The organism is Saccharothrix sp. ST-888 (assembly GCF_000955975.1).
In the GTDB taxonomy this organism is placed as follows: Bacteria; Actinomycetota; Actinomycetes; order Streptomycetales; family Streptomycetaceae; genus Kitasatospora.
Genome location: NZ_JYJF01000053.1, coordinates 1 through 25498 on the forward strand (window position 1 = coordinate 1; position 25498 = coordinate 25498).

Sequence of the window (25498 nt, forward strand, 5' to 3'; positions counted from 1 at the left end):
TGAGCCGCAACATCGTCCTCGAGGCACTCCTGCGCGTCACCGCCTGGGGCATCGAAACCCGCTTCCAGCAACTCACCGGAAAGAAGAAGTAACAGCCGCCACCGACCCGTTCGAGTGAATCGGCTTCGGAGAAATCGACCCAACAGCCGTTCCTGGCAAGCGAAGTGGGGGCAGGCGCCGGGCGCCTGCCCCCACTCGGGTTTTCTCGGGACCGCTCAGGATCTCCGCGGGCCCTCCGCCATCACCTCGGGTCAGAGCAGACGCAGCAGTCGCGACACGATCGACGGCGGGTTGAAGTCGGACTGCAGGGTCACCGGGACCTCCACCTTGCCGTCGCCCTCACCGGCGGAGACGGTGCCGACCTGGGTGCCGGCCTTGGCACTGTGGCCGAGCTTGACCGAGTCCAGGTTGACCTTGGCGGTGACGCCGGACCAGCCGGCCACCGTGAGGTCCTTGGACGCCACGACCGCGGCCTTGCCGCCGAGACCGTCGTCCACGTAACCGACCACGTCGCCCTGCTTGGCGAGGGTCTGGCCGGTGAGGCCGTTCTGGGCAGAGGTGATGATCTTCTGACTGACCGTCTGGGCGGCCCTCAGGACATCGTCGGTGGCCGTCACCGGCTGGTTGAGCGTGACACCGAGGATCATCCGCCTGGTACCGCCGATCTCCTTGACGGCCGCCCACATCAGGCAGGACTTGGCCGCGGTGCTGGAGCCGGTCTTGACGCCGATCACGCCGTTCTTCGGGGAGAGCAGGTAGTTGGTGTTGTAGATCCGCTGATTGTTGAAGACGGTGTCCGGGGTGGCGACGACCCGCTGGAAGACCTCGTTCTGCATGACCTGCTCGGCCAGCTTCAGCTGGTCCTTGGCGGTGCTCTTGGTGTTGTTGTCGTAGCCGGCCGGGTCGGCGTAGCTGGTGTTGGTCATGCCGAGCTTGGCGGCCTGGTCGTTCATCTTCTTGACGAACGCCTCCTCGGTGCCGGCGTCCCAACGGGCCAGCAGCCGGGCCACGTTGTTGGCCGACGGGAGCATCAGCATCTCCAGCGCCTCGTACTGGCTCAGCTTCTGCCCCTCGGTCAGGGTGACCCGGGACTGGTCGGCGTCGCTGGACTCCGAGGCGGCCTGCTTGTCAACGGTGAGCGTGGGGCCGGTCTCGCCCTTCTTCAGCGGGTGGTCGCGCAGGATGATGAACGCGTTCATCACCTTGGTGACACTGGCGATCGGCTGCGGGGTCTCGTCGCCCACGCTGCCGAGGCTGCCCACGCCGACCACCTCGGCGGTGGCCTGGCCCTTGGTCGGCCAGGGGATGTCGAGCTTGTCACCGTTGAAGGTGAACGAACTGGCAAGGGACAGCTTGGTCTTGGGGTCCGGCAGCGGACGGAGCAGCTGACCGACCACGAGCACACCGAGCACCACGGCCAGGAACACCGACCAGATGGTGATCCGCTTGACCGCCGTGCGGAACGGCGTCATCGGACGACGGCTGAGCGCGGCCAGCACCTCCATCGCCTCGGAGGTGGTCTCCGGCGTGGGCAGCGGCGGCGGGCCCGGCAGCGGGGCGGGCGCCGGCACCGGAGCAGGGTCGGGCAGCGGCAGCGGCCTGGGCGCCGGGGTGGGGGTCGGCGGTACCGGCACCGGCCGGGGGGCCGGGGTCGGCCGGGGCTCCGGCTCCGGCTCCGGCTCGGGGGTGGGCTCGGGCTCGGGGGTGGGCTCGGGCTCCGGAGTGGGCTCCGGGATCGGCGAGGGCTCGGGGCGCGGGGCCGGCTCGGGCGCGGGCTCGGGTACGGTCCCGGCCCCGGGCTTGGCGGAGGTCCCGGTGGCGGCCTCAGCGGAAGTCTTGGAGGTCTCGGGGGCCTTGGAGGTCTTGGTGGACTCCGCCGGCTTCCCGCTCTCGGCGGACTCCTCGCCGCTGTCCTCGGCGCCCTTCGGGCTCCGGGAGGTCTTCGGGTCCTGCGCGGCCGGGAGTTCCTTCAGCGCCACTGCGCCCGCCGCTCGGCCGTCCTGCATGGCGAGACGCGGATCGGCCCCGGCCTCCTTGGCGGTCGACTCCGCAGGGGCGTCGGCGGACTCGGTGCTGTCCGCCGCGTCGGCGATCCCGGCGGCCGGAGGCTTGCCGCCGACGGCACCGTCCTCGCTCTTCACCGCAGTCTCCGAGGACTTCGCGGCCTTCGACACGCTCTCCAGGAAGTCGTCCGGGAGCCGGAGCGCCGTGGTGCGGTTGTCCACCGGCATGCGGAGCATGGTGGTCTTGCTGTCCACATCACGGACGCTCAGCTGAACCGTCGCACCGCCCCGGCCGGTCTCGGCCCCGGCTTCGGAACCGGAGTCGCCGTCGGCCTCGTCCTCGGCCTCGTCCTCGGTCCTGGCGGCAGTCTTGGCACTGGTCCCGGCATCGGCCTTGGCAGCACTCTTGGCACCGGTCCCGACATCGGCCTTGGCAGCACTCTTGGCACCGGTCCCAACATCGGCCTTGGCAGCACTCTTGGCACCGGTCCCGGCACTGGCACCAGCGCCGGCACCGCCGCCGGTCCCGGCCTTGGCGTCGGCCGTGCTCCCGGACCCGGCGTCGGCCTCGGCACCGGTCTGCTCGACCGGCCGCTCGGCTGCGGACGCCTCCGCTTCCCCGTCGCTGCGCACCTTGTCGGGGAACTCGCCCACGTAACCCATCCTCCTCGTCCGCCCGGCCGCCGCCGCCCGAGCCCGTGCCGACCCGTCAGCGGGCCGACCTGATTTACTACGGCTTCTCGCCGCGCCTCTGTAGCTGTACAGTCTCCGCCACTGGTGGCCGCTTTGACCGCCGCACCCCGCCCGACCGGCCGTTATTCTCCCCGTCAGGCCCGTCTGCGACCAGTCCGAGTGTCAGACGCGGGGCCTGTGGTGGCCGGTTCCCGCCTGCGCGCCCAAGGTCACGATTCGGAGGCGTACTCGACAAGCCACTGTGAGAGGCGTCACTCTGTCATTCATCCACGCGGGGAGGCTTGGATGGGCAAGAGCCGCAGAACAATTCCCGAGGAACTCCTGCTGCTCGCCTTGGACCCGACCACGGGTACCACGGCGCAGCCGCAGACCCTTGACCTCGGACTCGCCGGGGCACAGCTCGTCGAGCTGTCCCTGGCCGGAAGGATAGTCCCGGACGGGGACCGGATCGCCGTGGTGCTGCCACGGCCGACCGGCGACCCCACCCTGGACCACGCGCTGGAGCTGCTGCGCCGTCGCGGCAGTCCGGTGCGGGCCGCGCACTGGATAGGCGGGCCCCGGCTGGGGCTCCGTCAGACGTACCTGGCGCACCTGGAACGGTGCGGCATGGTCACGGCTGTGCCCGGCCAGGTGTGCGGCGTGCTGCCGACGACGCGCTATCAGGCGTCGGACGACTGTATGAACGCCGCCATCAAGCAGCGTCTGGACACCGCCATCCGCACCGGCGTGCCGCCGGACCCCAGGACGGCCGCACTGGCCGCGCTGGCGCACGCCGTCGGTCTGGGGAAGCACCTCTACCCGGGCAACGAGGGAAGGTCCTCAAGGTCACGCCTGCGCGACCTGATCCGCTACGACCCGCTCGGCGGGATGGTCGCGCACGCCGTGATGGACGTACAGAACGGCCTGCCGGCCCAGGCGAACCGCAATACGGCGAACGGACGGGGCACGGCCCCCGGGCGACCGGCGGTGACGCGGACCGCGGCAGGCGGCCGGGGCGTCACGGCGCAGGTGGGCGCGCGATGAACGGCGCGCGCCGTTAGCGAGATGATCACGCACGTGAGGGGCGGTCCGCCCGGCACTCGACTGCCGGGCGGGCCGCCCTCTCGCCTTTCTCCACGCAGTGGCGGGCCGTCCGGGCCCCGCCGCGCTTCCGGCACTGTGGCGTGGCCCCGGCACAGCGGCGCTCCCGGCGACCGATCCGCCGTTATCGGTTCGGCGCGCCGGGCGCAAGAGGGACGATCCCGATTGAGCGTTTTTCCGATGATCTGCTCTAGTGCGCTCCCGTGAATCCCCGGCGCCGACCTGAGCCGAGATGACATGCTGCTCCAAGTCAGGGGGGTTGGTACCAATTTCCACAGTGTTCCGAGGTGCGCCGTTCTCGGGCGTGCCAGAGGCCCGGCCGGAGGTCGATGTGTCCGCCAGCATCAATCCCACAGTTCGCCGACGACGGCTCGGCGCCGAACTCCGGCGCCTGCGCGAGCTGAAGGGCATGACGGCCGAGGAGGTGGCCGGCCGCCTGATGGTCTCCCAGTCCAAGATCAGTCGACTGGAGAACGGCCGGCGGAGCATCAGCCAGCGCGACGTCCGCGACCTCTGCGACGTGTACGAGGTGTCCGACGAACGGATCCGGGCCGGACTGATGGAGATGGCCAGGGAGTCCCGGCAGCGCGGCTGGTGGCACGAGTTCGGGGACATCCCCTACAGCGTGTACATCGGACTTGAGGCCGAGGCCTCCTCGATCCGGGCGTACGAGTCCTCCTTCGTGCCGGGCCTGCTGCAGACCCGCGAGTACGCCGAGGCGGTGGTCGAGGGCACCCAGCCCGACACCGACACCGCTGCGGTCAAGCGCCGGGTGGACGTCCGCCTGAAGCGGCAGAGCCGGATATACGGGGAGAACCAGCTCGCCAGCCTCTGGGTGGTGATAGACGAAGCCGTGCTCTGCCGGGAGGTGGGCAGCCGCGAGGTGATGTCGGATCAGCTCTTCCAGCTGCTCCTGCTGAGCGAGCGGCCGAACATCAACCTCCAGGTGATCCCGTTCCAGCACGGCGCGCACCCCGGCATGACCGGGACATTCTCCCTGCTGGAGTTCCCGGAGTCAGCGGATTCCACAGTCGTCTACTTCGAAGGAGTGACGAGCGATCTCTACCTGGAGAAGGACGCCGACGTACGCCGCTATACCAATCTCTACGACCACCTGCGGGCAGCAGCGCTCAGCGTGGCGGACAGCCGGTCCCTGATTCAGCACTATGCAGAGGGGTTCAAGAAATGACCAAGACGATGAGCAGCCTGACCTGGCGCAAGAGCAGCCACAGCGGTGGCAACGGCGCCTGCATCGAGATCGCCGTGCCATCCGGCGCGAGCATCGCCGTTCGTGACTCCAAGGATCCCGAGGGCCCGCAGCTGCACTTCTCCAAGGAGGCCTGGGCCGCCTTCGCCACCGCCGCGGGTTCCGGCGTGTTCGGCGAGGTCTGATCCCTTCCCCGGTCTTTCGGTGCCCGTCGCGTCCGCTCGCGGCGGGCACCGCGGCGTCCGCCCGCGGTCAGGCCGCCGGGTACCGCTCGGTCCACACCGCCCGTTCGGCAGGCGGCAGTTCGGGGCCGTGCAGCTCGGTGCCGTGCAGCAGCTCCAGGACGAAGTCGTCGGCCAGCTCCAGGATCGTCCCCCTGCCCTCCAGCTCCGCCAGCAGCGCGGGCGGCAGGGCGCTCTCCCCGTGCAGGACACCGAGCAGGTTGCCGCAGATCGCCCCGGTGGAGTCGCTGTCACCGGAGTGGTTGACCGCCAGCAGCAGTCCGGACTTGAGGTCGTGTGCCACCAGGGCGCAGTAGAGCCCGATCGCCAGCGCCTCCTCGGCCACCCAGCCCTCGCCCAGCGACTCCACCCGCTGTGCGGAGGGCTCCCCGGCGCGTACCGCGTCCAGTGCGCCGCGCAGGGCGGCGGTGGTCTCCTCGTGCGCCGGGCGCTCGGAGAGCAGGGCCAGCGCCAGGTGCACGCCCTCCTCCAGGGTGCCGCCGCGGGCCGCGGTGTGGACGATCACCGCGAGCGCCCCGGCGGAGAGGTAGCTGGTGGGGTGGCCGTGCGTGAGCACCGAGCACTCCACCGCCAGCTGGAAGACGAGTCCGGGCTCCCAGGCCACCAGCAGGCCGAACGGCGCGGCGCGCATCACCGTGCCGCAGCCCTTGGAGTGCGGGTTGCGCGGGGCCTCCACGGTGCCGAGCCGCTCGGCGTCGGGACCGGTCAGACCGCTCAGGCAGGCCTGGCCCGGGGCCCGTTGGGCGTACAGCCACTCCTGGCGGCCCAGCCAGCCGAGGCCGGGGTTGCGCTCGTCCGGGCCCCAGGCGCTCTGGGTGGCCGCCCAGCGCAGGTAGGCGCGGTGGACGTCGGTGGGCGGGTGCCAGGAGCCGCCGTCGCGGCTGACGTGCGCCCGGATCAGGCCGTCCAGGGTGAAGAGCACCATCTGGGTGTCGTCGGTGACCGCCCCGCGCCGCCCGTACGCGGGCACGTACCCGGTCACGCCCTCCGGTCCGTGGACGGCGCGGATCTTCTCCAGCGAGTCGAACTCGACACCCGCGCCGAGCGCGTCACCGATCGCCCCGCCCAGCAGGCAGCCCCGTACGCGGCTGCGGAAGTCCTGTTGCTGCGCGCGTGACCACAGTGGCAACACGGGTCGGCACCTTTCGTCGGCCGTCCGGGCCGCGGGGCCCGGGATGGAGGATCCGTACACCTGAGACAGCCTCAAGCGCCCCCGCACTGTAGTCGAATACAGCATCGATTCAGCCTGTCGGCACGAACACCGGCTCGTCAACAAATTGTTGCCGCCGCGCCATCGGAGGGCCACTGGCCACCACCTCCGCCTTCGTACGGTCCGGCGCATGACTTCCACCCGCACCCGCGCCGCGGCCGCGCTGGCCCTCACCGGCGCACTCGCCCTCGGCGGCACCGCGACCGCCTCCCCCGCCCTCGCGGACGCCCCCGGCCACGCGGACCGGCAGCAGACCTCCCGGATCCCGTTCACCGCAGCGACCGTCACCCAGCAGGCCGACGGCAGCTTCACCATCGGCTGGACCAGCCCCGGCACCCGCCGGGTCACCGTCTACACGGGCACCGACCGCGACCGCATCAGCCACCGCGCCGCGATCGCCCACGCGGGCGGCTCCGCCACCGTGACCGTCTCCGGTCTGGCCGCCGCCGACCGCTGGTACTTCGAGCTGGTCCCCGACCGCGGCGAGTCGCTCACCGTCGCCGACCGCTCGCTGCACCTCGCCTCGGCCCCCAACTTCCGTGACGCGGGCGGCTACCGCACCACCGACGGCCACTGGGTCAAGATGGGCGGGGTCTACCGCTCGGACGACCTGAGCAGGCTCACCGACGCCGACCTCGCCGAGCTCCAGCGCCTCGGCATCCGGCAGATCTTCGACCTGCGCACGCCCGGCGAGCGCACCGCCGCCCCCGACCGCGTCCCGGCCGGCGCCACCGAGGTCGCCGCCAACGTGCTCGGCACCGCCGACACCGGCGCCTTCAACGTCACCACCCCCGAGGCCGCCGTCAAGGCGATGACCGACGCCGAGCGCACCATGGTCTCCGCCGACAGCGCCAAGTCCGCCTACCACGCGGTGCTCTCCGCCGCCGACGGCCGCGGTGCGGTGCTCTTCCACTGCACGGCGGGCAAGGACCGTACCGGCTGGGCGGGCGCCGCCCTGCTCACCGCCCTCGGCGTCCCGCGCGGGACCGTGGAGGACGACTACCTCGCCAGCAACACGTACCGGGCCGCCGCCAACGCCGCCACCCTGGCCAAGCTGCCGCCCGCCTACCAGGCCGTCTACAAGCCGCTGCTGGACGTCTGCCCGGAGTACCTGAACGCCGGTTTCGACGAGGTGCAGAGCGAGTTCGGCGCCTTCGACAGCTACCTGAAGGACGGCCTCGGCCTGGACCGGCGCACGCTCCGCGACCTGCGGCACGACCTGCTGGCCGGCTAGCCCCGGCCGACCCGGACGGCCACCGCCGGGGACTGCTCAGGGGCGCGCGGTCCCTGTGCAGCCCCCGAGGGTTCAGTCCAGGACCGGGAGCAGCTCCGGCAGGTGGCCGTCGGAGGCCAGGGCGGCGGCACGGCGTTCGGCGGGGACCTCGCCGTAGGTGGTGGTGCGCTGGCGGGAGGGGCGGCCGACGGCCTCGGCGATGGCCTCCAGGTCGCGGATGGACTGGTAACTGCCGTACGCGGAACCGGCCATCCGGGAGATGGTCTCCTCCATCAGCGTGCCGCCGAGGTCGTTGGCCCCGGAGCGCAGCATCTCCGCGGCGCCCTCCGCCCCCAGCTTCACCCAACTGGTCTGGATGTTGGGGATGTACGGGTGCAGCAGCAGCCGGGCCATCGCCGTCACCGCGCGGTTGTCCCGCATCGTCGGGCCGGGCCGGGCGATGCCCGCCAGGTAGACCGGCGCGTTGGTGTGGATGAACGGCAGGGTGACGAACTCGGTGAACCCGCCCGTGCCGCCTGCCTGGAGGGAGCGCTGCTGCATCCCGGCGAGCAGCCGCAGGTGGCCCAGCCAGTGCTTGGGGGTGTCCACGTGCCCGTACATCATCGTGGAGGACGAGCGGATGCCCAGCTCGTGGGCGGTGCCGACCACCTCGACCCAGGTGGCAGCGGGCAGCTTGCCCTTGGTGAGCACCCAGCGGACCTCGTCGTCGAGGATCTCGGCGGCCGTGCCGGGGATGGAGTCCAGGCCGGCCTCCTTGGCCTGCTGGAGCCAGTCGCGGATCGAGAGCCCGGTCCTGCTGGCCCCGTTGACGACCTCCATCGGCGAGAAGGCGTGCACATGGATGCCCGGCACCCGCTCCTTCACCGCCCGCGCGATGTCGAAGTACGCGGTGCCCGGCAGGTCGGGGTGGATACCGCCCTGCATGCAGACCTCGGTCGCCCCGACCTCCCACGCCTGCTCGGCCCGGTCGGCGACCTGCTCCAGCGAGAGGGTGTACGCGTCGGCGTCGGTACGGCGCTGCGCGAAGGCGCAGAACCGGCAGCCGGTGTAGCAGACGTTGGTGAAGTTGATGTTCCGGGTGACGCAGTAGGTGACCTCCTCGCCCACCACCGAGCGGCGCAGGTCGTCGGCGATCCGGCAGAGCGCGTCCAGGGCGGGCCCCTCGGCCTGGAAGAGCGCCAGCGCCTGCTCGTCGGTGAGCCGGGTCGGGTCGTCGGCGGCGACCGCCAGCGCCTCCCGCACGTCACCGCTCAGCCGCTCCACGGGCGTTGCGGCGACCTGCTCGCGCAGTGCCTGCCAGTCGCCGTAGACGTCCTCGAAGTCCGCCCGGCGGTCCCCGGTGCGGCCCTCGGTGTCGATGGTGCGGTGCAGGTCGGTACGGCCGGCGGAGGCGGGCAGGTCCTCGGGCTCCTGCCAGGGCAGGCCGACCGGGTTGACGTCCGGGCGGGCCAGGCCGGTCTCCAGGTCGGCGAGCGCCGTGATGTGCGGCAGGATCCGCGGGTCCAGCCAGGGTTCGCCGTGCACCACATACTCGGGGTGGACGGCGAGCCGCTCGCGCAGCTCGAAGCCCTGCGCGGCGGTGCGGCGGGCCAGTTCCTCGATGTGCGGCCAGGGCCGCTCCGGGTTGACGTGGTCCGGCGTCAGCGGCGACACCCCGCCCCAGTCGTCGATGCCCGCGCCGATGATCAGCTCGTATTCGCTGTCCACCAGGTTCGGCGGCGCCTGGATGCGCGCGGATGGGCCGAGGACCAGGCGGGTGACGGCGATGACCGCGGCCAGCTCCTCCAGCTCGGCGTCGGGCATCGCCCGCATCGCGGTGTCCGGCTTGGCCCGGAAGTTCTGGATGATCACTTCCTGGATGCCGTGGTACTGCCGGGCGATCCGGCGGATCGCGAACAGCGCGTCCGCCCGCTCCTCGTACGTCTCGCCGATGCCGATCAGCACACCGGTGGTGAACGGGACCGAGCTGCGGCCGGCGTCCTCGAGCACCCGCAGCCGGACGGCCGGCTCCTTGTCCGGCGAGCCGTGGTGCGGGCCGCCGGGCTCCGACCAGAGCCGGGTGGCGGTGGTCTCCAGCATCATGCCCATCGACGCCGCGACCGGCTTGAGCCGCTGGAACTCGGTCCAGGTCACCACCCCGGGGTTGAGGTGCGGCAGCAGTCCGGTCTCCTCCAGCACCCGGATCGACATCGCCCGCAGGTACGACTGGGTGTCGTCGTAGCCGTGCGCGTCCAGCCACTCCCGGGCCTCGGGCCAGCGGTCCTCCGGGCGGTCGCCCAGTGTGAACAGGGCCTCCTTGCAGCCCAGCGCCGCGCCCTTGCGGGCGATGTCCAGCACCTCGTCGGGCGACAGGTACATCCCGTGCCCCGACTTGCGCAGCTTGCCGGGCACGGTGACGAAGGTGCAGTAGTGGCACCGGTCCCGGCAGAGCCGGGTGAGCGGGATGAAGACGCTCTTGGAGTACGTGATGGTCCCGGGCCGGCCGGCCTCGGCCAGCCCCGCGTCCCGGACCCGGGCCGCGGTGGAACAGAGTGCGTGCAGGTCCTCGCCACGGGCCTGGAGCAGCACCGCCGCCTCGGCGACGTCCAGGGCGACACCGTCCCGGGCGCGCCGCAGCGCGCGGCGCATCGAAGTGACGGTCGGTGAGGAGTGCGGGGCGTCGGTTGCAGCCATGAGGCGACGATACCCAGCTTTCCTCCGTTCGGCGGATGCGACCCTGATAAGGACTCAGGGTCGCTTGCACCGGAGGATGTACACGGATCTGGCCCTCCAGAGCGATGCCCCGGGCACCCGTCGAGGTCTCTAATGGAGAGCAGAACAGATGAGGGCTACGGAGGGGTTGGACATGGTGGAGCAGGGTTACGCGCACCGGCCGCGTCGCCGGACCGCGGTGCGTGCGCTGGTTCCGGTCGGCGTGATAGCAGCCGCGGCGACGGGGATCGGACTGGTGCCCGCGCTGGCGAGCGACTCCGGGCCGAGCCTGCCGTCGCTGACGGCGGAGCAGCTGGTGGCGAAGGCTCTCGGGTCCGACACCCAGTCGCTGTCGGGCACGGTGCAGGTGTCGGCGGACCTCGGCGTGCCCACGCAGCTGCTGGGCATGGCCAACGGGGCCCTGGGCGGCGGCGGGCACGGCGGCGCCGACCCGACGGCCAAGCTGACCGAGCTGCTCGGCGGCGAGCACACCCTGCAGGTCGCGGTGGACGGTCCGGACCGCCAGCGGGTCGGCCTGATCGAGAACCTGGCCGGCTACGAGCTGGTGCACAACGGCGACCAGGTCTGGGCCTGGGACAGCACCACCAACCAGGCGCTGCACCTGACGGCCCCGAACGGCGCGGGCCGGCCCGGCGCGGCGCAGCACGGTCCGGCACAGCACCCCGGGACTCCGCTCACCGGTGCCCCGACCACCCCGCAGGAGGCGGCGAAACTGTTCCTGGGCCAGAGCGCCGCGACCACCTCGGTCACGGTGGACGGCACGGCGACGGTGGCCGGGCAGAAGGCGTACCAGCTGAGCGTGAAGCCCAAGCAGTCCGGCTCCACCATCGGTGAGGTGCGGATCTCGGTCGACGCCGACAACGGTGTGCCGCTCGCGGTGCTGGTGAAGTCGGTGGACGGCGGCAAGGTGCTGGACGTGCACTTCAGCTCGGTGTCCTTCGCCAAGCCCGACGCCAAGACCTTCGACTTCAAGGCCCCGAAGGGCGCGAAGGTGACGGAGCGCCCGGCGGCCGACGCGGCCGAGCAGCACCGCCCGTCCGGCGCCGCGCCGCAGGCCGGCCCGAAGACCGGCCCGCAGAGCGGCGCGAAGACCGGGGCGGACGGCGTCGACGTCGTCGGTGCGGGCTGGACGTCGGTGCTGAGCGCCAAGCTGCCCAGCGCACCGGCCCCGACGTCGGACGGCACCGCCGTCCCCGGCGGCAAGCACTCCCGGGCCTCCTTCCCGCAGGATCCGGCGGCCCTCGCCAAGTCGTTCGGCAAGCCGGTCAACGGCGGCTCGCTGATCAGCACCAAGGTGCTGAACGTGCTGGTCACCGACGACGGCCGGGTCTTCGCCGGTGCCGTGACCCTGCCGGTGCTGCAGAGCGCCGCCGGGGTGAAGTAGTGACGACTGCTCCCCACACGGAGCAGGCACGGGGTCGGGTCGCCGCTGTCGGCCCGACCCCCGCCGCCGCTCCGGACGACGTGATCCGCACCAGCGGGCTGACCAAGCGCTTCCAGGGCGGCCAGCTGGCGGTGGACGGGCTGGATCTGACGGTGCCCCGGGGCAGCGTCTTCGGCTTCCTCGGGCCGAACGGCTCCGGCAAGACGACGACCATCCGGATGCTGATGGGCCTGATCGCCCCCTCCTCCGGTGTCGCCACGGTGCTCGGCGCCCCGATGCCGCAGTCGGTGGGCGCGGTGCTCCCCCGGGTCGGTGCGCTGATCGAGGGCCCGGCCCTGTACGGCTTCCTGTCCGGGCGGGACAACCTGGCCCGGTTCGACGCGGCCGATCCGACCTCCGACCCGCGTACCCGGGCGCGCCGGGTCACCGAGGCGCTGGACCGGGTCGGCCTGACGGCGGCGGCGGGCAAGAAGGCGCGGGCGTACTCGCTCGGCATGAAGCAGCGCCTCGGCCTGGCCTCGGCCCTGCTTCAGCCGCGCGAGCTGCTGGTGCTGGACGAGCCGACCAACGGCCTGGACCCGCAGGGCATGCGGGAGATCCGCGCACTGGTCCGCGAGGTCGCGGCCGAGGGCACCACGGTCTTTCTCTCCTCGCACCTGCTGGACGAGATCGAGCAGGTCTGCACGCACGCCGCGGTGATGTCCAAGGGCCGGCTGGTGGTGCAGGGCACCGTGGCCGAGCTGGCCGGCCGCGCGCAGGGCCGGCTCGTGGTCCGCACACCGGACGTCGCGGCGGCGCGGGACGTGCTGGTGCAGCACCGGGTGACCGACCTGCGGACGGACGAGGCGCGGCTGGACGGCCTCGCCACGGCGGTCGACGAGGAGTCGCTGCCGAGGCTCTGCGCGGCGCTGGTCTCGGCCGGGGTGCGGGTGCACGGCTTCGGTGTGGAGCGCGGCACGCTGGAGGACGCCTTCGTGGCGCTGACCGGGGAGGGTTTCGATGTCGCAGGCTGAGGTGTCACCGGCCGAGGTCTCACGGACCGAGGTCTCACGGACCGAGGCGTCGGCGGCCGTCGGCGCGGGTCCCAGGAGGCAGACCGCGGCGGGCTTCGCGGCGCTGTTCCGCAGCGAGCTCTGGCTCACCTTCCGCCGGACCAGGACGATCGCGCTGCTCGGCATCCTCGCGGTGCTGCCGGTGCTGATCGGTGTGGTGGTGAGGATCGAGACCGGCGACTCCTCGAACGGCGGGGGTCCGGCCTTCATCGCCCAGGTCTCGCAGAACGGCCTCTTCCTGGTGTTCACGGCACTGGCCCTGGCGCTGCCGATCTTCCTGCCGATGACGGTGGGCGTGGTGGCCGGCGACTCGATCGCCGGCGAGGCCGCGACCGGCACGCTGCGCTATCTGCTGGTCGCCCCGGCCGGGCGGACCAGGCTGCTGGCGGCCAAGTTCACCGCCGGGCTGGTGTTCTGCCTGGCCGCGACCATGGCCGTGGTGGTGGCCGCGGTCGCGACGGGTGCCGCGCTCTTCCCGCTCGGCGAGGTCACCCTGCTGTCCGGCGACACCATCGGGCTCGGCGCGGCGGTGGTGCGCGCCGTGCTGGTGGCGGGCGTGGTGGCGCTGTCGCTGTCCGGCCTGGTGGCCATCGGGCTGTTCATCTCGACGCTGACCGGCAGCGGGATCGCCGCGATGGCGACCACCGTCGGCCTGGTGATCACGGTGCAGATCCTGGACACCTTCCCGCAGCTGCACGCGATCCAGCCGTTCCTCTTCACCCACCAGTGGCTGAGCTTCGGCGACCTGCTGCGCCAACCGATGCACTGGGACAACGTGCTGCAGAACCTCGGTCTGCAGGCGCTCTACGTCGCGGTCTTCGGCTCGGCCGCCTGGGCCCGGTTCACCAGCCGGGACATCACGGCCTGACGGCGACCCGGGTGGCCCTGGCCACCCGGGAGGCGGCCACCGCGCAGGCCAGCAGCGGCAGCTGGGCCGGGGAGATCAGGAAGAGCGGCGACCAGTCCGGGCAGACCAGCCGGACCCCGGCGGTCAGGCCGTAGAGCCTGGCCCGGTGCGAGCCCCTGAGCTCCACCCGGTCCAGCCGGTAGGGCGGCTTCAGGATCAGCGCCGGACGTCCCTGCCGCCGCCACTGGATGGCCAGCGGGCCGCCGCCCGCGCCGGAGCTGAGCAGCAGCTCGCCACTCTCGGCCGCATCCAGTTCTCGCCGTACGGCTGGCACCCGTACGGTCCTGCCTGCGGCGAGTGCGGCACGCTGGAACGGCCTGGCGAACTGTCCCGTGAGCTGGACCATCGCAACCCCTCCTGCTCCCCCTTCGCGGGGACGGGTACGGCTTCCGGACGTTGGTAGCCGGACGTTAGCAGGAGACGGGCGTGCTTGAAGAGACCCCAAGGGACGTGTTCACACGGAGGAGTCCATGCCACCACGGGGTGTGACGCCCCGGGCGGCACCGGACAGCGCCCCGGACGGGTCCGCCCGGCGCCGGTTCCGGGGCCTGCGTGCGAGCGCTCAGCTGCTGCGGACGGCGGCCCGGGGCTCAGCGGCCTGGGCCTGGGCGGCAGCCTGAGCCTGGGCGGGATCGGCCGCGACGGGCGCGGAGGCCGGTGGCACCGCGGCCTGCCGGGCCCTCCGCAGCTGGCGCAGCGCGTCGAAGGTGAGCACCGCGAGCGCCGCCCAGACCAGCGCGAAGCCCGCCCAGCGGGCCGGGGGCATCGACTCGTGGAAGACCGTCACCCCGAGCAGGAACTGGAACACCGGTGCCAGGTACTGGAGCAGTCCGAGCGTGGTGAGCGGCACCCGCAGGGCGGCCGCGCCGAAGCAGAGCAGCGGGATCGCGGTGACCAGGCCGCTGAGCATCAGCAGCCCCGTGTGCCCCCAGCCGTAGCCGTCCCCGGTGTGTCCGAGGGTGCTCTTCCCCTGCACGGTGAGGTACCCGAGGTAGGCCGCCGCGAGCGGGAACATCACGGCGCTCTCCACCGCGAAGCTCTCCAGACCGCCGAGCCCGACCAGCTTCTTGAGCAGGCCGTACGTGGCGAAGGTCAGTGCCAGGGTGAGCGCGATCCACGGCGGACGCCCGTAGGCCAGGGTGAGCACGACGACCGCCGCCGCCCCGATGCCGACCGCCGCCCACTGCGCGGAGCGCAGCCGCTCGCGCAGGGCCAGGACGCCGAAGGCGATGGTGACCAGGGGATTGATGAAGTACCCGAGGCTGGTCTCCACGACGTGCCCGGAGTTCACTCCCCAGATGTAGACACCCCAGTTGACCGAGATCAGCGCGGCGGCCGCCACCGAGAGCGCCAGCCTCCGCGGCTGGGCCAGCAGCGGCCGGATCCAGGACCAGCGGCGCTGCACCAGCAGGATCAGCAGGACCGCCACCAGCGACCAGGCCATCCGGTTGGCGAGGATCTCGGCGGCTCCGCTGGGCTCCAGCAGCGGCCAGAAGAGCGGGAACGTCCCCCAGATTCCGTACGCGGCGAAGCCGAACCAGAACCCCCGGCCGGCCTCCTGCTGGGATCCCTCTGCCATGACCGGCCTGCCCTCCACGCGCGCGGTTGTACCCGCGCCGACGGTAGCGGGTGGGGGCGCGGCCTGTCATCTCCGTTCCCACATTTTGGTCATGACATTGCTCGTGGGCTGGTCAGGCGCAACCCGCCGGGGCGCCTCGGCGGTCAGAGCGCGGCGGTGAGGGTCTCGGTGAACGGGGTGGTGGGACGGCCGATCAGCTTGGACAGGTCGCCCTGGTTGCGGGCGAGTTCGCCCCGGGCGATGCCCGCGTCGACGTCGACCAGGACCTGGGCGAAGCCCTCGGGGAGCCCGGCGCCGACGAGCGCGGCCAGGTGCTCCTCGGGCGTGACGTTCCGGTAGACCACCGGCTTGCCCGAGCGGGCCGCGAGCTCGGCCGCGTACTCGGAGAAGCTCCAGGCGACGTCGCCGCTCAGCTCGTACACCCGCATCTCGTGGCCCTCGCCGGTGAGCACGGCGACCGCCGCGTCCGCGTAGTCCCGGCGGGCAGCGGTGGCGATCCGGCCGTCGTGGCTGCTGCCGAGGACGACGCCGCGCTCGGCGGTGCCGGCCGCGTCGGCGGTGTAGTTCTCGGTGTACCAGCCGTTGCGCAGGAAGACGAAGGGCAGACCGGACTCGCGGATGATCGCCTCGGTGGCCTTGTGCTCGTCGGCCAGCGCGAACCCGGCCTCGTCGCCGCCCAGGACACCGGTGTAGGCGAACAGGGAGACCCCGGCCGCAGCGGCCGCGTCCACCACGGCACGGTGCTGCGGGATCCGCGAGCCGACCTCGCTGCCGGAGATCAGCAGCACCCGGTCCCCGGCGGCGAAGGCGCCGGCCAGGGTCTCGGGCCGGCCGTAGTCGACCACGCGGACGTCCACGCCCTGCGCGGCCCACTCGGCGGCCTTCTCGGCGGAGCGGACGGCCACCGCCAGCTCGCCTGCCGGGATCCTGTCCAACAGGCCGGCGACGACGAGGCGGCCGAGCTGTCCGGTGGCACCGGTGACGACGATCATTTCTGCTCCCTGGGATATCGGGCGTTCCTGCTGACCCGCCTCACTCTAGGAACAGCACTAACCTTTCGAAAGTACCCACTTTGAAGTACGGTACTGGTATGGAGGTAAGTACCGAACCCACCCTGCTGGACCGCGCAGCGGACGTGACCGACTCGATGTGCCCGTCGCGCGGCATCCTGGAGCACGTCACCAGCCGCTGGGGCGTGCTGGTGCTGATCGCGCTCACCGAGCGCGACTACCGGTTCAGCGAGCTGCGCCGCCGGGTCTCCGGCGTGAGCGAGAAGATGCTCGCGCAGACCCTGCAGGCCCTGGAGCGGGACGGCTTCGTGCTGCGCGAGGCGCACCCGGTGATCCCGCCCCGGGTCGACTACAGCCTGACCCCGCTCGGACGCCAGGCCGCCGCGCTGGTGTCCGAGCTGGCGCACTGGGTGGAGCGGCAGCTGCCCGAGGTGCAGAGCGCCCGCGCGGCGTACGACTCCCGGCGGTGACCCTGGGCCGGCCCTCCGGTCATCCGAAGGCGACCCGCTCCAGCCGGAAGCCGAGCAGCTGCTCGTCACCGAGGATCTCGATGCCCTCCCCGCGGGCCGGACGCCGCCGGTGGACGACCAGCAGCGGCTCCGTCAGCGGGCCGCGCAGGGTGACGGCCTGAACTCAGCGCCCTTCGATCAGCGCGGCCAGACCGTCGATCACCCGTTGCAGCCCGAACTCGTAGGCGTGCGACGGGCTGTACGCGCCTCCGTATGCCTCACCCGCCGCCGCGCCGACCCGGGCGGCGGTCGGGTAGCGGTCGGCGTCGAAGACCCGGGCGAGGAGTTCGGCGTTGCCCGCCCACCACTGCCGGTCGTTCATCGCGCCGTCCTGCTCGGCGGCGCGCTCGTCGGCGGCCAGCCGGGCGCAGCTCTGGACGAAGCCGAGCAGGTGGGTGAGGGCCGCGTCCATCTCGACGTCGCCGAGGCCGAGGTCGTCGAGCGCGCGCAGCTCGTACTCGTACTTGCCCATCAGGCCGGGCCCGAGCGGCGGGCGGCTGGCGGAGACGGCGGCGATCCAGGGGTGCGCGGCGTACAGGGCCCGGTTGTCCTCGGCGATCGCCGTCACGCGGGCGCGCCAGCCGCTGTCGGCGGGCGCGGTGCGCGGCATGGCGCCGTACAGGGTGTCGAGCATCAGGTCGAGCAGTTCGGCCTTGCCCGGGACGTAGGTGTAGAGCGCCATCGGCGAGAGGCCGAGCTCCTGGGCGACCCGGCGCATGGTGACGGCCTCGACGCCCTCGGCGTCGGCGAGCGCGATGGCGGTGGCGGCGATCTCGGCGCTGGACCGCGCCTGCCGGGGCCCTCTGCGGGCGGCCTTGGGCGGCGGCTCCCCCCAGAGCAGCGCGAGGGTGCGCGCGGGATCACCTGCGCTGCTGCGGTCCGTGGCCATGGGGAAATCTTTCCATGCAGAATCTCCGTACTATGTATAGTGTACTGCGTACGGAGATAGCGTATCGAGAGGAAGCAGCTACTTTGACCTTCGATCCGGGTACCGAGTTCGACCGCCAGCTGCGGACACTGACCGAGAAGGGCTATCCGGCGCTGCCCGCCGCCCCGCTGGCGGAGCTGCGCGGACGGCTCGTGGCGCGGGGCGGCGCGATGGCCCCGCCCGAGGCGGGCCGGGTGCCGTTCCTGCTGGTGGTCGCGCGCAGCACGGCACCGCTGGAGCAGACCGTGCCGCTCACCACGCTGGCCGGAAAGTCCGCGCCCGGGATCATCGACCGCCACTACGCCCCGGGCGACCTGGAGCGGTTCGAGCCCCTGAAGACGGCGCCGATGCCCGCCTCCGACGTCTACCTGCTGCTGGACGTCGAGCGCGGCGAGGAGTTCTGCGGCGCGGTGCCCGAGGACGCCATGGCGGTCGTCGCGGAGCGCGGGCGGCTGCTGCTCACCATGGAGGAGGGCATCTCCTTCGTCACCCAGCACCCGGCGGCGCTGGCGAAGAACAAGTGCTTCTCGCTGGGCGGTTCGCGCTGCGGCGACCGCCGTGTCCCGGCGGTCTGGATCAGCCGGGGCGCCCCGAAACTCGGCTGGTGCTGGGCTGGCAACCCGCACACCTGGCTGGGCATGGCCTCCGCCGCCGAACGCCTCGGCCCGGCCTGACCGCTCGCACGGCACAGGAGCCGCGACGACCCGCCGACCACCGGCCGACGTCCGGCCGACCCGGCGAGGCCGGTTGCGGCTCATCGGCAGTTCACCGGGCCGGGGAACGGGGACGGTGACGGGCCGGCGTCCAACGGCTGCGACCGGCCCGCGTGAGCCTCGGGAGGGCACCGTGTGCGCGGACGAGACCTGTCGGCACCACAGCACCGCAACCGATCCGTCAGGGCGCCGGCGGCTGCTCCAGGCCGGGCTGGCCGTCGGGGCGGGCGCGGCGATCACGCTCGCGCCGACCACCTTCGCGGCCGCCGCCGCGGGCGAGCGCACCGAGGTGATCACCGGCCATCTCGCCACCGGAACGGCCGACTTCGTCTATCTGCCGGTCGAAGTCCCGTCGGGCGTGCGGGAGATCGCCGTGTCGTACGGCTACGACAAGCCCGCCGTACCACCGGGCACCCCGGGCAACTCCTGTGACATCGGGGTCTTCGACGAGCGCGGTACCGGTCTCGGCGGGCCCGGGTTCCGGGGCTGGTCGGGTGGGTTCCGGACCTCGTTCGCGATCAGCCGGGGCGCGGCCACCCCGGGCTATCTGCCGGGGCCGGTCCGGCCCGGGACCTGGCACGTGGTGCTGGGCCCCTACCAGGTCGCACCGCAGGGGCTGGACTACCGGGTCGAGGTGACGCTGCGATTCGGCGATCCAGGGCCGGAGTTCACCCCCTCGTACCCGCCCGAGCGGGCGCGCGGACGCGGGCGGGCCTGGTACCGGGGCGACTGCCATCTGCACACCGTGTACTCCGACGGGCGCCGCCTTCCGGCCGAGGTGGCCGCGGGTGCGCGGGCGGCCGGGCTCGACTTCATCGTCTCCACCGACCACAACACCCCGTCCTCGCACGGCGTCTGGGGTCCGCTGGCCGGCCCGGACCTGCTGATCGTCACCGGTGAGGAGGTCACCACCCGCAACGGCCACTGGCTCGCACTGGGCACCCGCCCCGGGGAGTGGGTCGACTGGCGCTACCGCGCCCGGGACGACGCGTACCCGCGCTTCGTCCGCCAGGTGCACCGCTCCGGCGGCCTGGTGGTGCCCGCGCACCCGTACTGCCCGTACATCGCCTGCCAGTGGAAGTTCGGCTACCAGGACGCGGACGCGGTCGAGGTCTGGAACGGCCCGTGGACGTACGACGACGAGTCCGCCGTCGACAGCTGGGACTCCCGCCTCGCCGAGGCCCTCCGGCACGGCCGCCGGTGGCTGCCCGCCATGGGCAACAGTGACGCGCACAGCAAGCCGCAGGTCATCGGCCTGCCGCAGAACGTGGTGCTGGCAGCGGACCTGACCCGGGCGGACGTCCTCGACGGGCTGCGGGCCGGGCACAGCTGGATCGCCGAGTCGTCGGCCGTCGGGCTGGACTTCACCGCCACCGGGCAGGGCCGGCAGGCGGGCATCGGCGACCGGCTGTCCGTCCCGGCCGACGCACCGGTGGACGTCAGGCTGGACGTCTCCGGCGTACCCGGCGGGACGGTCCGGCTCCTCACCGACGAGGGGCAGTTGCACCAGGAGTCGCTGCCCGCGTCCGGCCGTGGCACCGTCGTCTGGCGGACCACCGCCTCACTTGCCGCGTACGTCCGGGCGGAGGTCCGCCACCCCAGGGCGGACGGCACCCCGGGGCAGGGCAACAGCATGGGCCCGGACCTCCCGTGGGGCCCGATGGCGGCCCTGACCAACCCGATCCTGCTGGGCGCCGGCTAGGAGCACGGGGAACGGCGCGACCGCTCTGCACCTCCGCAGGGGGTCGGCCGCGCGGTTCCCCGCTCCCGTCGGTTCGCCCGGCTGCCCGGCTGCCCGCCGGCCTGCTATCCGACCGTCCAGGTGTCCTGGCCCGCCAGCAGGCCGGCCAGGTCGCCCTCGCCCTTGGCCGCGACGGCCTGGTCGAGCTGGTCGGCCATCAGGGTGTCGTACACCGGCCGCCGGACGTCCCGCAGGACGCCGATCGGCGTGTGGTGCAGGGTGTCCGCGTCGGCGATCCGGGTGAGCGCGAACGCCCGTGCGGCGCTGGGGTGGTGGACGTCGTGCACCAGCACCTCGGACCGGTTGGCGTCGGTGACCTCGGCGACGTGCAGCTCGCCGTCAGGCCCCCGGAAGACGCCCTGGCCGGCGAAGACCATCGGCTGCCCGTCCTCCAGGCGGATCAGCGCCTCGTCCCGGGTGTTCGGGTCCTTGAGCACCTCGAAGGCGCCGTCGTTGAAGATGTTGCAGTTCTGGTAGATCTCCACCAGCGCCGTGCCCTCGTGCTCGGCGGCGGCCCGGAGCACGGACTGCAGGTGCTGCCGGTCGGAGTCGATGGTGCGGGCGACGAAGGTGGCCTCGGCCCCGACGGCCAGCGAGAGCGGGTTGAACGGGGCGTCCAGCGAGCCCATCGGCGTGGACTTGGTGATCTTGCCGACCTCGCTGGTGGGCGAGTACTGGCCCTTGGTGAGCCCGTAGATCCGGTTGTTGAACAGCAGGATCTTCAGATTGACGTTGCGGCGCAGCGCGTGGATCAGGTGGTTGCCGCCGATCGAGAGCGCGTCGCCGTCCCCGGTGACCACCCAGACGCTCAGATCGGGCCGGGAGGCGGCGAGACCGGTGGCGATCGCCGGAGCGCGGCCGTGGATGGAGTGCACCCCGTAGGTGTTCATGTAGTACGGGAAGCGGGAGGAGCAGCCGATGCCGGAGACGAAGACGGTGTTCTCTCTGCGGATTCCGAGCTCGGGCATAAAGGACTGGACGGCGGCCAGAATGGCGTAGTCGCCACAGCCCGGGCACCAGCGGACCTCCTGGTCCGTCTTGAAGTCCTTGGCGCTCTGCGGCGATTCGGCCTTCGGCACCAGCTCCAGCGAACGGAAGCGGGCGCCGGCGGCCGCGCCGCGGGGACGGTCGGCGGCTGCGCCGCGGGCCTCAGCCATGGTTCTCCTCCAGCGTTCCGATCGCCGCGAACAGTACATCCGCCAACTGGGCCGCCTTGAAGGGCAGTCCGCGCACCTGGTTGTAGGACTGGGCGTCCACCAGGTACCTGGCGCGCAACAGCAGGGCCAGCTGACCCAGGTTCATCTCCGGTACCACGACCCGGTCGTACGCCTTCAGGACCGCACCGAGGTTGGCCGGGAAGGGGTTCAGGTGCCGCAGGTGCGCCTGGGCGACCCTGCCGCCGTCGGCCCGCACCCGCCGGACGGCCGCCGTGATCGGGCCGTAGGTCGAGCCCCAGCCGAGCACCAGCACCCGGGCCGCTCCGCTCGGGTCGTCAACCTCCAGCTCCGGCACGGTGATTCCGTCGATCTTGGCCTGGCGGGTCCGCACCATGAAGTCGTGGTTGGCCGGGTCGTAGGAGATGTTCCCGCTGCCGTCCTGCTTCTCGATGCCGCCGATCCGGTGTTCGAGGCCGGGGGTGCCGGGGACCGCCCAGGGGCGGGCGAGGGTCTGCGGGTCGCGCTTGTACGGCCAGAAGACCTCGCTGCCGTCCTCCAGGGTGTGGTTCGGCCCGGAGGCGAACTCGACCCGCAGGTCGGGGAGTTCGTCGACCTCGGGGATCCGCCACGGCTCGGAGCCGTTGGCCAGGTAGCCGTCGGAGAGCAGCATCACCGGGGTGCGGTAGGCGACCGCGATCCTGGCCGCCTCCAGGGCGGCGTCGAAGCAGTCGGCCGGGGTCGCGGGGGCCACGATCGGTACCGGCGCCTCGCCGTTGCGGCCGAACATCGCCTGCAGCAGGTCTGCCTGCTCGGTCTTGGTCGGCAGGCCGGTGGACGGGCCGCCGCGCTGGATGTCCACCACCAGCAGCGGCAGTTCGAGCGAGACCGCGAGCCCGACGGTCTCCGACTTGAGCGCCACACCGGGGCCCGAGGTGGTGGTCACCCCGAGGGCGCCGCCGAAGGCCGCACCGAGCGCGGCGCCGATCCCGGCGATCTCGTCCTCCGCCTGGAAGGTGCGCACGCCGAAGTTCTTGTGGCGGCTCAGCTCGTGCAGGATGTCCGAGGCCGGGGTGATCGGGTACGAGCCGAGGAACAGCGGCAGTCCGGAGCGCTTCGCGGCGGCGATCAGGCCGTAGGAGAGGGCGAGGTTGCCGGAGATGTTGCGGTACGTCCCGGCGGGCAGCTTGGCGGGCGGGATCTCGTACGAGACGGCGAAGCTCTCGGTGGTCTCGCCGAAGTTCCAGCCGGCCCGGAAGGCCCTGATGTTGGCCTCGGCGATGTCGGGCTTCTTGGCGAACTTCTGGCGCAGGAAGCGCTCCGTGCCGTGGGTGGGCCGGTGGTACATCCAGGAGAGCAGGCCCAGGGCGAACATGTTCTTCGCCCGTTCGGCGTCCTTGCGGGCGAGGCCGCTCTCCTTCAGGGCCTCCAGCGTCAGCGTGGTCAGCGGCACCTTGTGCAGGTGGTAGGCCGAGAGCGAGCCGTCGGCGAGCGGGTCCGCCGGGTAACCGACCTTCGCCAGTGCGCGCTTGGTGAACTCGTCGGTGTTGACGATGATCTCCGCGCCGCGGGGCAGGTCGGGCAGGTTGGCCTTGAGCGCGGCCGGGTTCATGGCCACCAGGACGTTCGGGGCGTCGCCCGGCGTCAGGATGTCGTGGTCGGCGAAGTGCAGCTGGAAGCTGGAGACGCCCGGCAGTGTCCCGGCAGGTGCCCGGATCTCGGCCGGGAAGTTCGGCAGGGTGGAGAGGTCGTTGCCGAACGAGGCGGTCTCGGAGGTGAAACGGTCACCGGTGAGCTGCATACCGTCACCCGAGTCACCGGCGAACCGGATGATCACCCGGTCCAGCCGCCGGATCGGCTTGGCGGGACGCGACCCCCCGGTCGAGGGCGGGGGCGCCGCCCCCTGGCCTCCGCCGTCCGAGCCGCCGACTGCCTCTGACTGATCAACCTGGCTGGTCACTACCGCGGACCTCCTCGTGAGCACCAGCCGCGGGCGTGAGCCGTGTGCCCCGTCCGCCTGGTGCACCAAAGGCATCCTAAGCTCGCCTGCGTTGACCGGGCCGTAACTTGTGAATGTACGGCGCCGACTTGGCGAGCTCGCCGCTCGGCCGCCCCCGCCCGGAAGTTGCATGGTCAATTCCCGCCGGGACGACCTGCCTTCAAGATCGAGACTACTCTTCCGGAGCGGTTTCCTCAGCTGTTGAGGTAGGTCAGTACGGCCAGTACCCGGCGGTGGTCCTCGGGGCTCTGCGCCAGGCCCAGCTTCTGGAAGATGTTGCTGACGTGCTTCTCGACGGCGCCGTCGGAGACCACCAGCTGCTTGGCGACCGCCGCGTTGGTGCGGCCCTCGGCCATCAGGCCGAGCACCTCGCGCTCGCGCGGGGTCAGGCCCTCCAGGACGTCGCTCCTGCGGCTGCGGCTCAGCAGCTGCTGCACCACCTCCGGGTCCAGCGCCGTCCCGCCGCCGGCCACCCGGACCACGGCGTCCACGAACTCGCGGACCTCGGCCACCCGGTCCTTCAGCAGGTAGCCGACGCCCCGGGTCGAGCCGGCCAGCAGCTCGCCGGCGTAGCGCTCCTCGACGTACTGCGAGAGCACCAGGACGCCCAGGTCCGGGTACAGGCCGCGGAGGGCCACGCAGGCGCGGACGCCCTCGTCGGTGTGGGTCGGGGGCATCCGGACGTCCGCGACCACCACGTCGGGCAGGGCGTTCTCGGCGGCCAGCCCCTGGACCGTGCGCAGCAGCGACTCGCCGTCCCCGACGCCCGCGACGACCTCCAGCCCTCGGTCGGTGAGCAGGCGGGTCAGGCCCTCCCGGAGGAGTACCGAGTCCTCGGCGATGACGACGCGCAGCATTCTGGCTCCTTGGGGTCGGAGAGGTTCTTCAGAGAGCTGGGGGTGCATCTTCAGGGGCGCGGGGACTGCGCGAGTCGGAGGCCCACGGTCTCAGGAGGAGCCCGGTGGGCACGTGGCACCTCGTTCCCTCCGGATGGGGCGGTGCGACTTACCGTGACGGAGAATGTGCCGCACGGGAATCCTCCGATTCACGCGGTTCCCCGCACCGCTGGACGTTCACCCGCCGGCGTCTGAAGAGGTCCGTCACATGGTGCGGATGGCGACCATGTCGCAGAGGCCCTCCAGGGCGTCCTTGGCCGGGCAGGCCGGGAGGGGGGCCAGCAGCGCACGGGCCTCCTCGGCGTAGCGCAGGGTCTCGCGGCGGGCGTGCTCCAGCGCGGGGTGGCGGCGGAGCAGGCCCAGGGCCTCGGCGTGCAGCTCGTCGTCCCCGGCGAGGTCGAGCGTGAGGAGCTCGCGCAGGCGGACGTCCGAGGGGTCGGCCGGGTCCACCGGGGTCTGCTGGAGCAGCAGGATCGGCAGGGTGGGCACGCCCTCGCGCAGGTCGGTGCCGGGGGTCTTGCCGGACTCGTCCGCGTCGCTGGCGATGTCGAGGACGTCGTCGGCGAGCTGGAAGGCGATGCCCATCTTCTCGCCGTACTGGGTGAGGATGTCGACGATCCAGGTCTCGGCACCGGCCATCAGCGCGCCGAAGCGGCAGGAGACGGCGCCCAGCGAGCCGGTCTTGCCCGCGAGGACGTCCAGGTAGTGCTGGAGCGGGTTGTCCTCGGGACGGGGGCCCGCGGTCTCCAGGATCTGGCCGGTGACGAGCCGTTCGAAGGCGTCGGCCTGGATCCGGACCGCCTCGGGGCCGAGGTCGGCGAGCACCTGGGAGGCCCGGGAGAAGAGGAAGTCGCCGGTGAGGATGGCCACCGAGTTGTCCCAGCGGGTGTTGGCGCTGGGGACGCCCCGGCGGACGGGGGCCTCGTCCATGACGTCGTCGTGGTAGAGCGTGGCCAGATGGGTCAGCTCGACGACCACGGCGGAGGTGACCACGCCGGGTGCGGCCGGGTCGCCGAACTGTGCGGCGAGCATGACCAGCAGGGGCCGGAAGCGCTTGCCGCCGGCCTGGATCAGGTGACTGGCGGTGATCGTGATGAGCGGTACGTCGCTCTTGACCGTCTCGGTCAGTGCGCGTTCCACGGCGTCCATGCCGGCCTGGACGTCGCGGGTCAGATCGCGGTCCTGCACGGTCAGCCCGAAGGGCCCCACGACGGTCACGAAGACCACTCCTGTCCCTGGTCGATC

Annotated in this window: 21 protein-coding genes; 10 read left to right on the plus strand and 11 right to left on the minus strand. The window is 72.3% G+C overall.

Going from position 1 to position 25498, the window contains the following annotated elements:
• Positions 1-251: 251 nt before the first annotated feature.
• Complete coding sequence (locus UK12_RS36695; protein WP_052681964.1) at positions 252-2657, minus strand: serine hydrolase; 2406 nt, start codon at positions 2655-2657, stop codon at positions 252-254.
• Positions 2658-2981: 324 nt separating this feature from the next.
• Between UK12_RS36695 and UK12_RS18055 the strand changes: the two genes are divergently transcribed.
• From UK12_RS18055 to UK12_RS18065, 3 genes are all read left to right on the plus strand, one after another.
• Complete coding sequence (locus UK12_RS18055) at positions 2982-3719, plus strand: GOLPH3/VPS74 family protein (protein WP_045304049.1); 738 nt, start codon at positions 2982-2984, stop codon at positions 3717-3719.
• 388 nt (positions 3720-4107) lie between these two features.
• Positions 4108-4965: a helix-turn-helix domain-containing protein gene (locus UK12_RS18060; RefSeq protein ID WP_045304050.1), complete on the plus strand. Its 858-nt coding sequence runs from the start codon at positions 4108-4110 to the stop codon at positions 4963-4965.
• The gene (locus UK12_RS18065; protein ID WP_045304051.1) at positions 4962-5168 is read left to right on the plus strand and encodes a DUF397 domain-containing protein; all 207 of its coding nucleotides are present in this window, start codon (positions 4962-4964) and stop codon (positions 5166-5168) included. The genes UK12_RS18060 and UK12_RS18065 overlap by 4 nt, the downstream gene beginning before the upstream one ends.
• 67 nt (positions 5169-5235) lie before the next feature.
• Here the strand turns inward: UK12_RS18065 and UK12_RS18070 are convergent, their stop codons facing one another.
• Complete coding sequence (locus UK12_RS18070) at positions 5236-6357, minus strand: ADP-ribosylglycohydrolase family protein (protein ID WP_045304052.1); 1122 nt, start codon at positions 6355-6357, stop codon at positions 5236-5238.
• Between the two features lie 208 nt (positions 6358-6565).
• On the opposite strand from UK12_RS18070, the gene UK12_RS18075 reads away from it, so the two are divergent.
• The gene (locus tag UK12_RS18075) at positions 6566-7669 is read left to right on the plus strand and encodes a tyrosine-protein phosphatase (protein WP_045304053.1); all 1104 of its coding nucleotides are present in this window, start codon (positions 6566-6568) and stop codon (positions 7667-7669) included.
• Positions 7670-7741: 72 nt separating this feature from the next.
• Here the strand turns inward: UK12_RS18075 and UK12_RS18080 are convergent, their stop codons facing one another.
• On the minus strand, positions 7742-10342 hold the full coding sequence (locus UK12_RS18080; protein WP_045304054.1) for a bifunctional FO biosynthesis protein CofGH: 2601 nt from the start codon (positions 10340-10342) through the stop codon (positions 7742-7744).
• A 172-nt stretch (positions 10343-10514) separates the two neighbouring features.
• On the opposite strand from UK12_RS18080, the gene UK12_RS18085 reads away from it, so the two are divergent.
• From UK12_RS18085 to UK12_RS18095, 3 genes are read left to right on the plus strand one after another with little or no spacing between them, the layout of a single operon-like run.
• Entirely contained in the window at positions 10515-11765 is a 1251-nt protein-coding gene (locus tag UK12_RS18085; RefSeq protein ID WP_052681965.1) for a LolA family protein, read from the plus strand.
• The gene (locus tag UK12_RS18090; RefSeq protein WP_045304056.1) at positions 11765-12778 is read left to right on the plus strand and encodes an ABC transporter ATP-binding protein; all 1014 of its coding nucleotides are present in this window, start codon (positions 11765-11767) and stop codon (positions 12776-12778) included. Before UK12_RS18085 ends, UK12_RS18090 begins: the two co-directional genes overlap by 1 nt.
• Positions 12765-13685 carry an ABC transporter permease gene (locus UK12_RS18095; protein ID WP_045304057.1) on the plus strand — a complete coding sequence of 307 codons (921 nt, stop codon included), beginning with the start codon at positions 12765-12767 and terminating at the stop codon, positions 13683-13685. The genes UK12_RS18090 and UK12_RS18095 overlap by 14 nt, the downstream gene beginning before the upstream one ends.
• Here UK12_RS18095 and UK12_RS18100 read toward each other — a convergent pair.
• The 3 genes from UK12_RS18100 to UK12_RS18110 form a co-directional block, all read right to left on the minus strand.
• On the minus strand, positions 13675-14070 hold the full coding sequence (locus tag UK12_RS18100; RefSeq protein WP_045304058.1) for a hypothetical protein: 396 nt from the start codon (positions 14068-14070) through the stop codon (positions 13675-13677). The two genes, UK12_RS18095 and UK12_RS18100, sit on opposite strands and share 11 nt — an antisense overlap.
• A 216-nt stretch (positions 14071-14286) precedes the next feature.
• Positions 14287-15303, minus strand: coding sequence for an EamA family transporter RarD (gene rarD / locus UK12_RS18105; protein ID WP_045304059.1), 1017 nt, complete (start codon positions 15301-15303; stop codon positions 14287-14289).
• A gap of 143 nt (positions 15304-15446) precedes the next feature.
• Positions 15447-16295 carry an SDR family oxidoreductase gene (locus UK12_RS18110; protein WP_045304060.1) on the minus strand — a complete coding sequence of 283 codons (849 nt, stop codon included), beginning with the start codon at positions 16293-16295 and terminating at the stop codon, positions 15447-15449.
• A 98-nt stretch (positions 16296-16393) separates the two neighbouring features.
• On the opposite strand from UK12_RS18110, the gene UK12_RS18115 reads away from it, so the two are divergent.
• On the plus strand, positions 16394-16783 hold the full coding sequence (locus tag UK12_RS18115) for a winged helix-turn-helix transcriptional regulator (RefSeq protein WP_045304061.1): 390 nt from the start codon (positions 16394-16396) through the stop codon (positions 16781-16783).
• Positions 16784-16946: 163 nt separating this feature from the next.
• Here UK12_RS18115 and UK12_RS18120 read toward each other — a convergent pair whose 3' ends face one another.
• The gene (locus UK12_RS18120; protein ID WP_045304062.1) at positions 16947-17711 is read right to left on the minus strand and encodes a TetR/AcrR family transcriptional regulator; all 765 of its coding nucleotides are present in this window, start codon (positions 17709-17711) and stop codon (positions 16947-16949) included.
• Positions 17712-17794: 83 nt separating this feature from the next.
• Between UK12_RS18120 and UK12_RS18125 the strand changes: the two genes are divergently transcribed.
• A complete protein-coding gene (locus UK12_RS18125) occupies positions 17795-18424 on the plus strand; it encodes a DUF5701 family protein (protein WP_156178788.1) in 630 nt (209 codons plus the stop codon).
• A 172-nt stretch (positions 18425-18596) separates the two neighbouring features.
• Positions 18597-20165, plus strand: coding sequence for a CehA/McbA family metallohydrolase (locus tag UK12_RS18130; protein ID WP_231591272.1), 1569 nt, complete (start codon positions 18597-18599; stop codon positions 20163-20165).
• Between the two features lie 104 nt (positions 20166-20269).
• On the opposite strand, the gene UK12_RS18135 is transcribed toward UK12_RS18130, so the two are convergent.
• The 4 genes from UK12_RS18135 to UK12_RS18150 all read right to left on the minus strand — a co-directional run bounded on the left by UK12_RS18135 (position 20270) and on the right by UK12_RS18150 (position 25471).
• Positions 20270-21361, minus strand: a complete 1092-nt coding sequence (locus tag UK12_RS18135; protein ID WP_045304064.1) for a 2-oxoacid:ferredoxin oxidoreductase subunit beta — start codon at positions 21359-21361, stop codon at positions 20270-20272.
• Complete coding sequence (locus tag UK12_RS18140) at positions 21354-23213, minus strand: 2-oxoacid:acceptor oxidoreductase subunit alpha (RefSeq protein ID WP_231591274.1); 1860 nt, start codon at positions 23211-23213, stop codon at positions 21354-21356. Before UK12_RS18140 ends, UK12_RS18135 begins: the two co-directional genes overlap by 8 nt.
• Positions 23214-23551: 338 nt before the next feature.
• Positions 23552-24211 carry a response regulator transcription factor gene (locus UK12_RS18145; RefSeq protein WP_045304086.1) on the minus strand — a complete coding sequence of 220 codons (660 nt, stop codon included), beginning with the start codon at positions 24209-24211 and terminating at the stop codon, positions 23552-23554.
• Positions 24212-24457: 246 nt separating this feature from the next.
• Positions 24458-25471 carry a polyprenyl synthetase family protein gene (locus tag UK12_RS18150; protein ID WP_045304065.1) on the minus strand — a complete coding sequence of 338 codons (1014 nt, stop codon included), beginning with the start codon at positions 25469-25471 and terminating at the stop codon, positions 24458-24460.
• Positions 25472-25498: the final 27 nt, after the last annotated feature.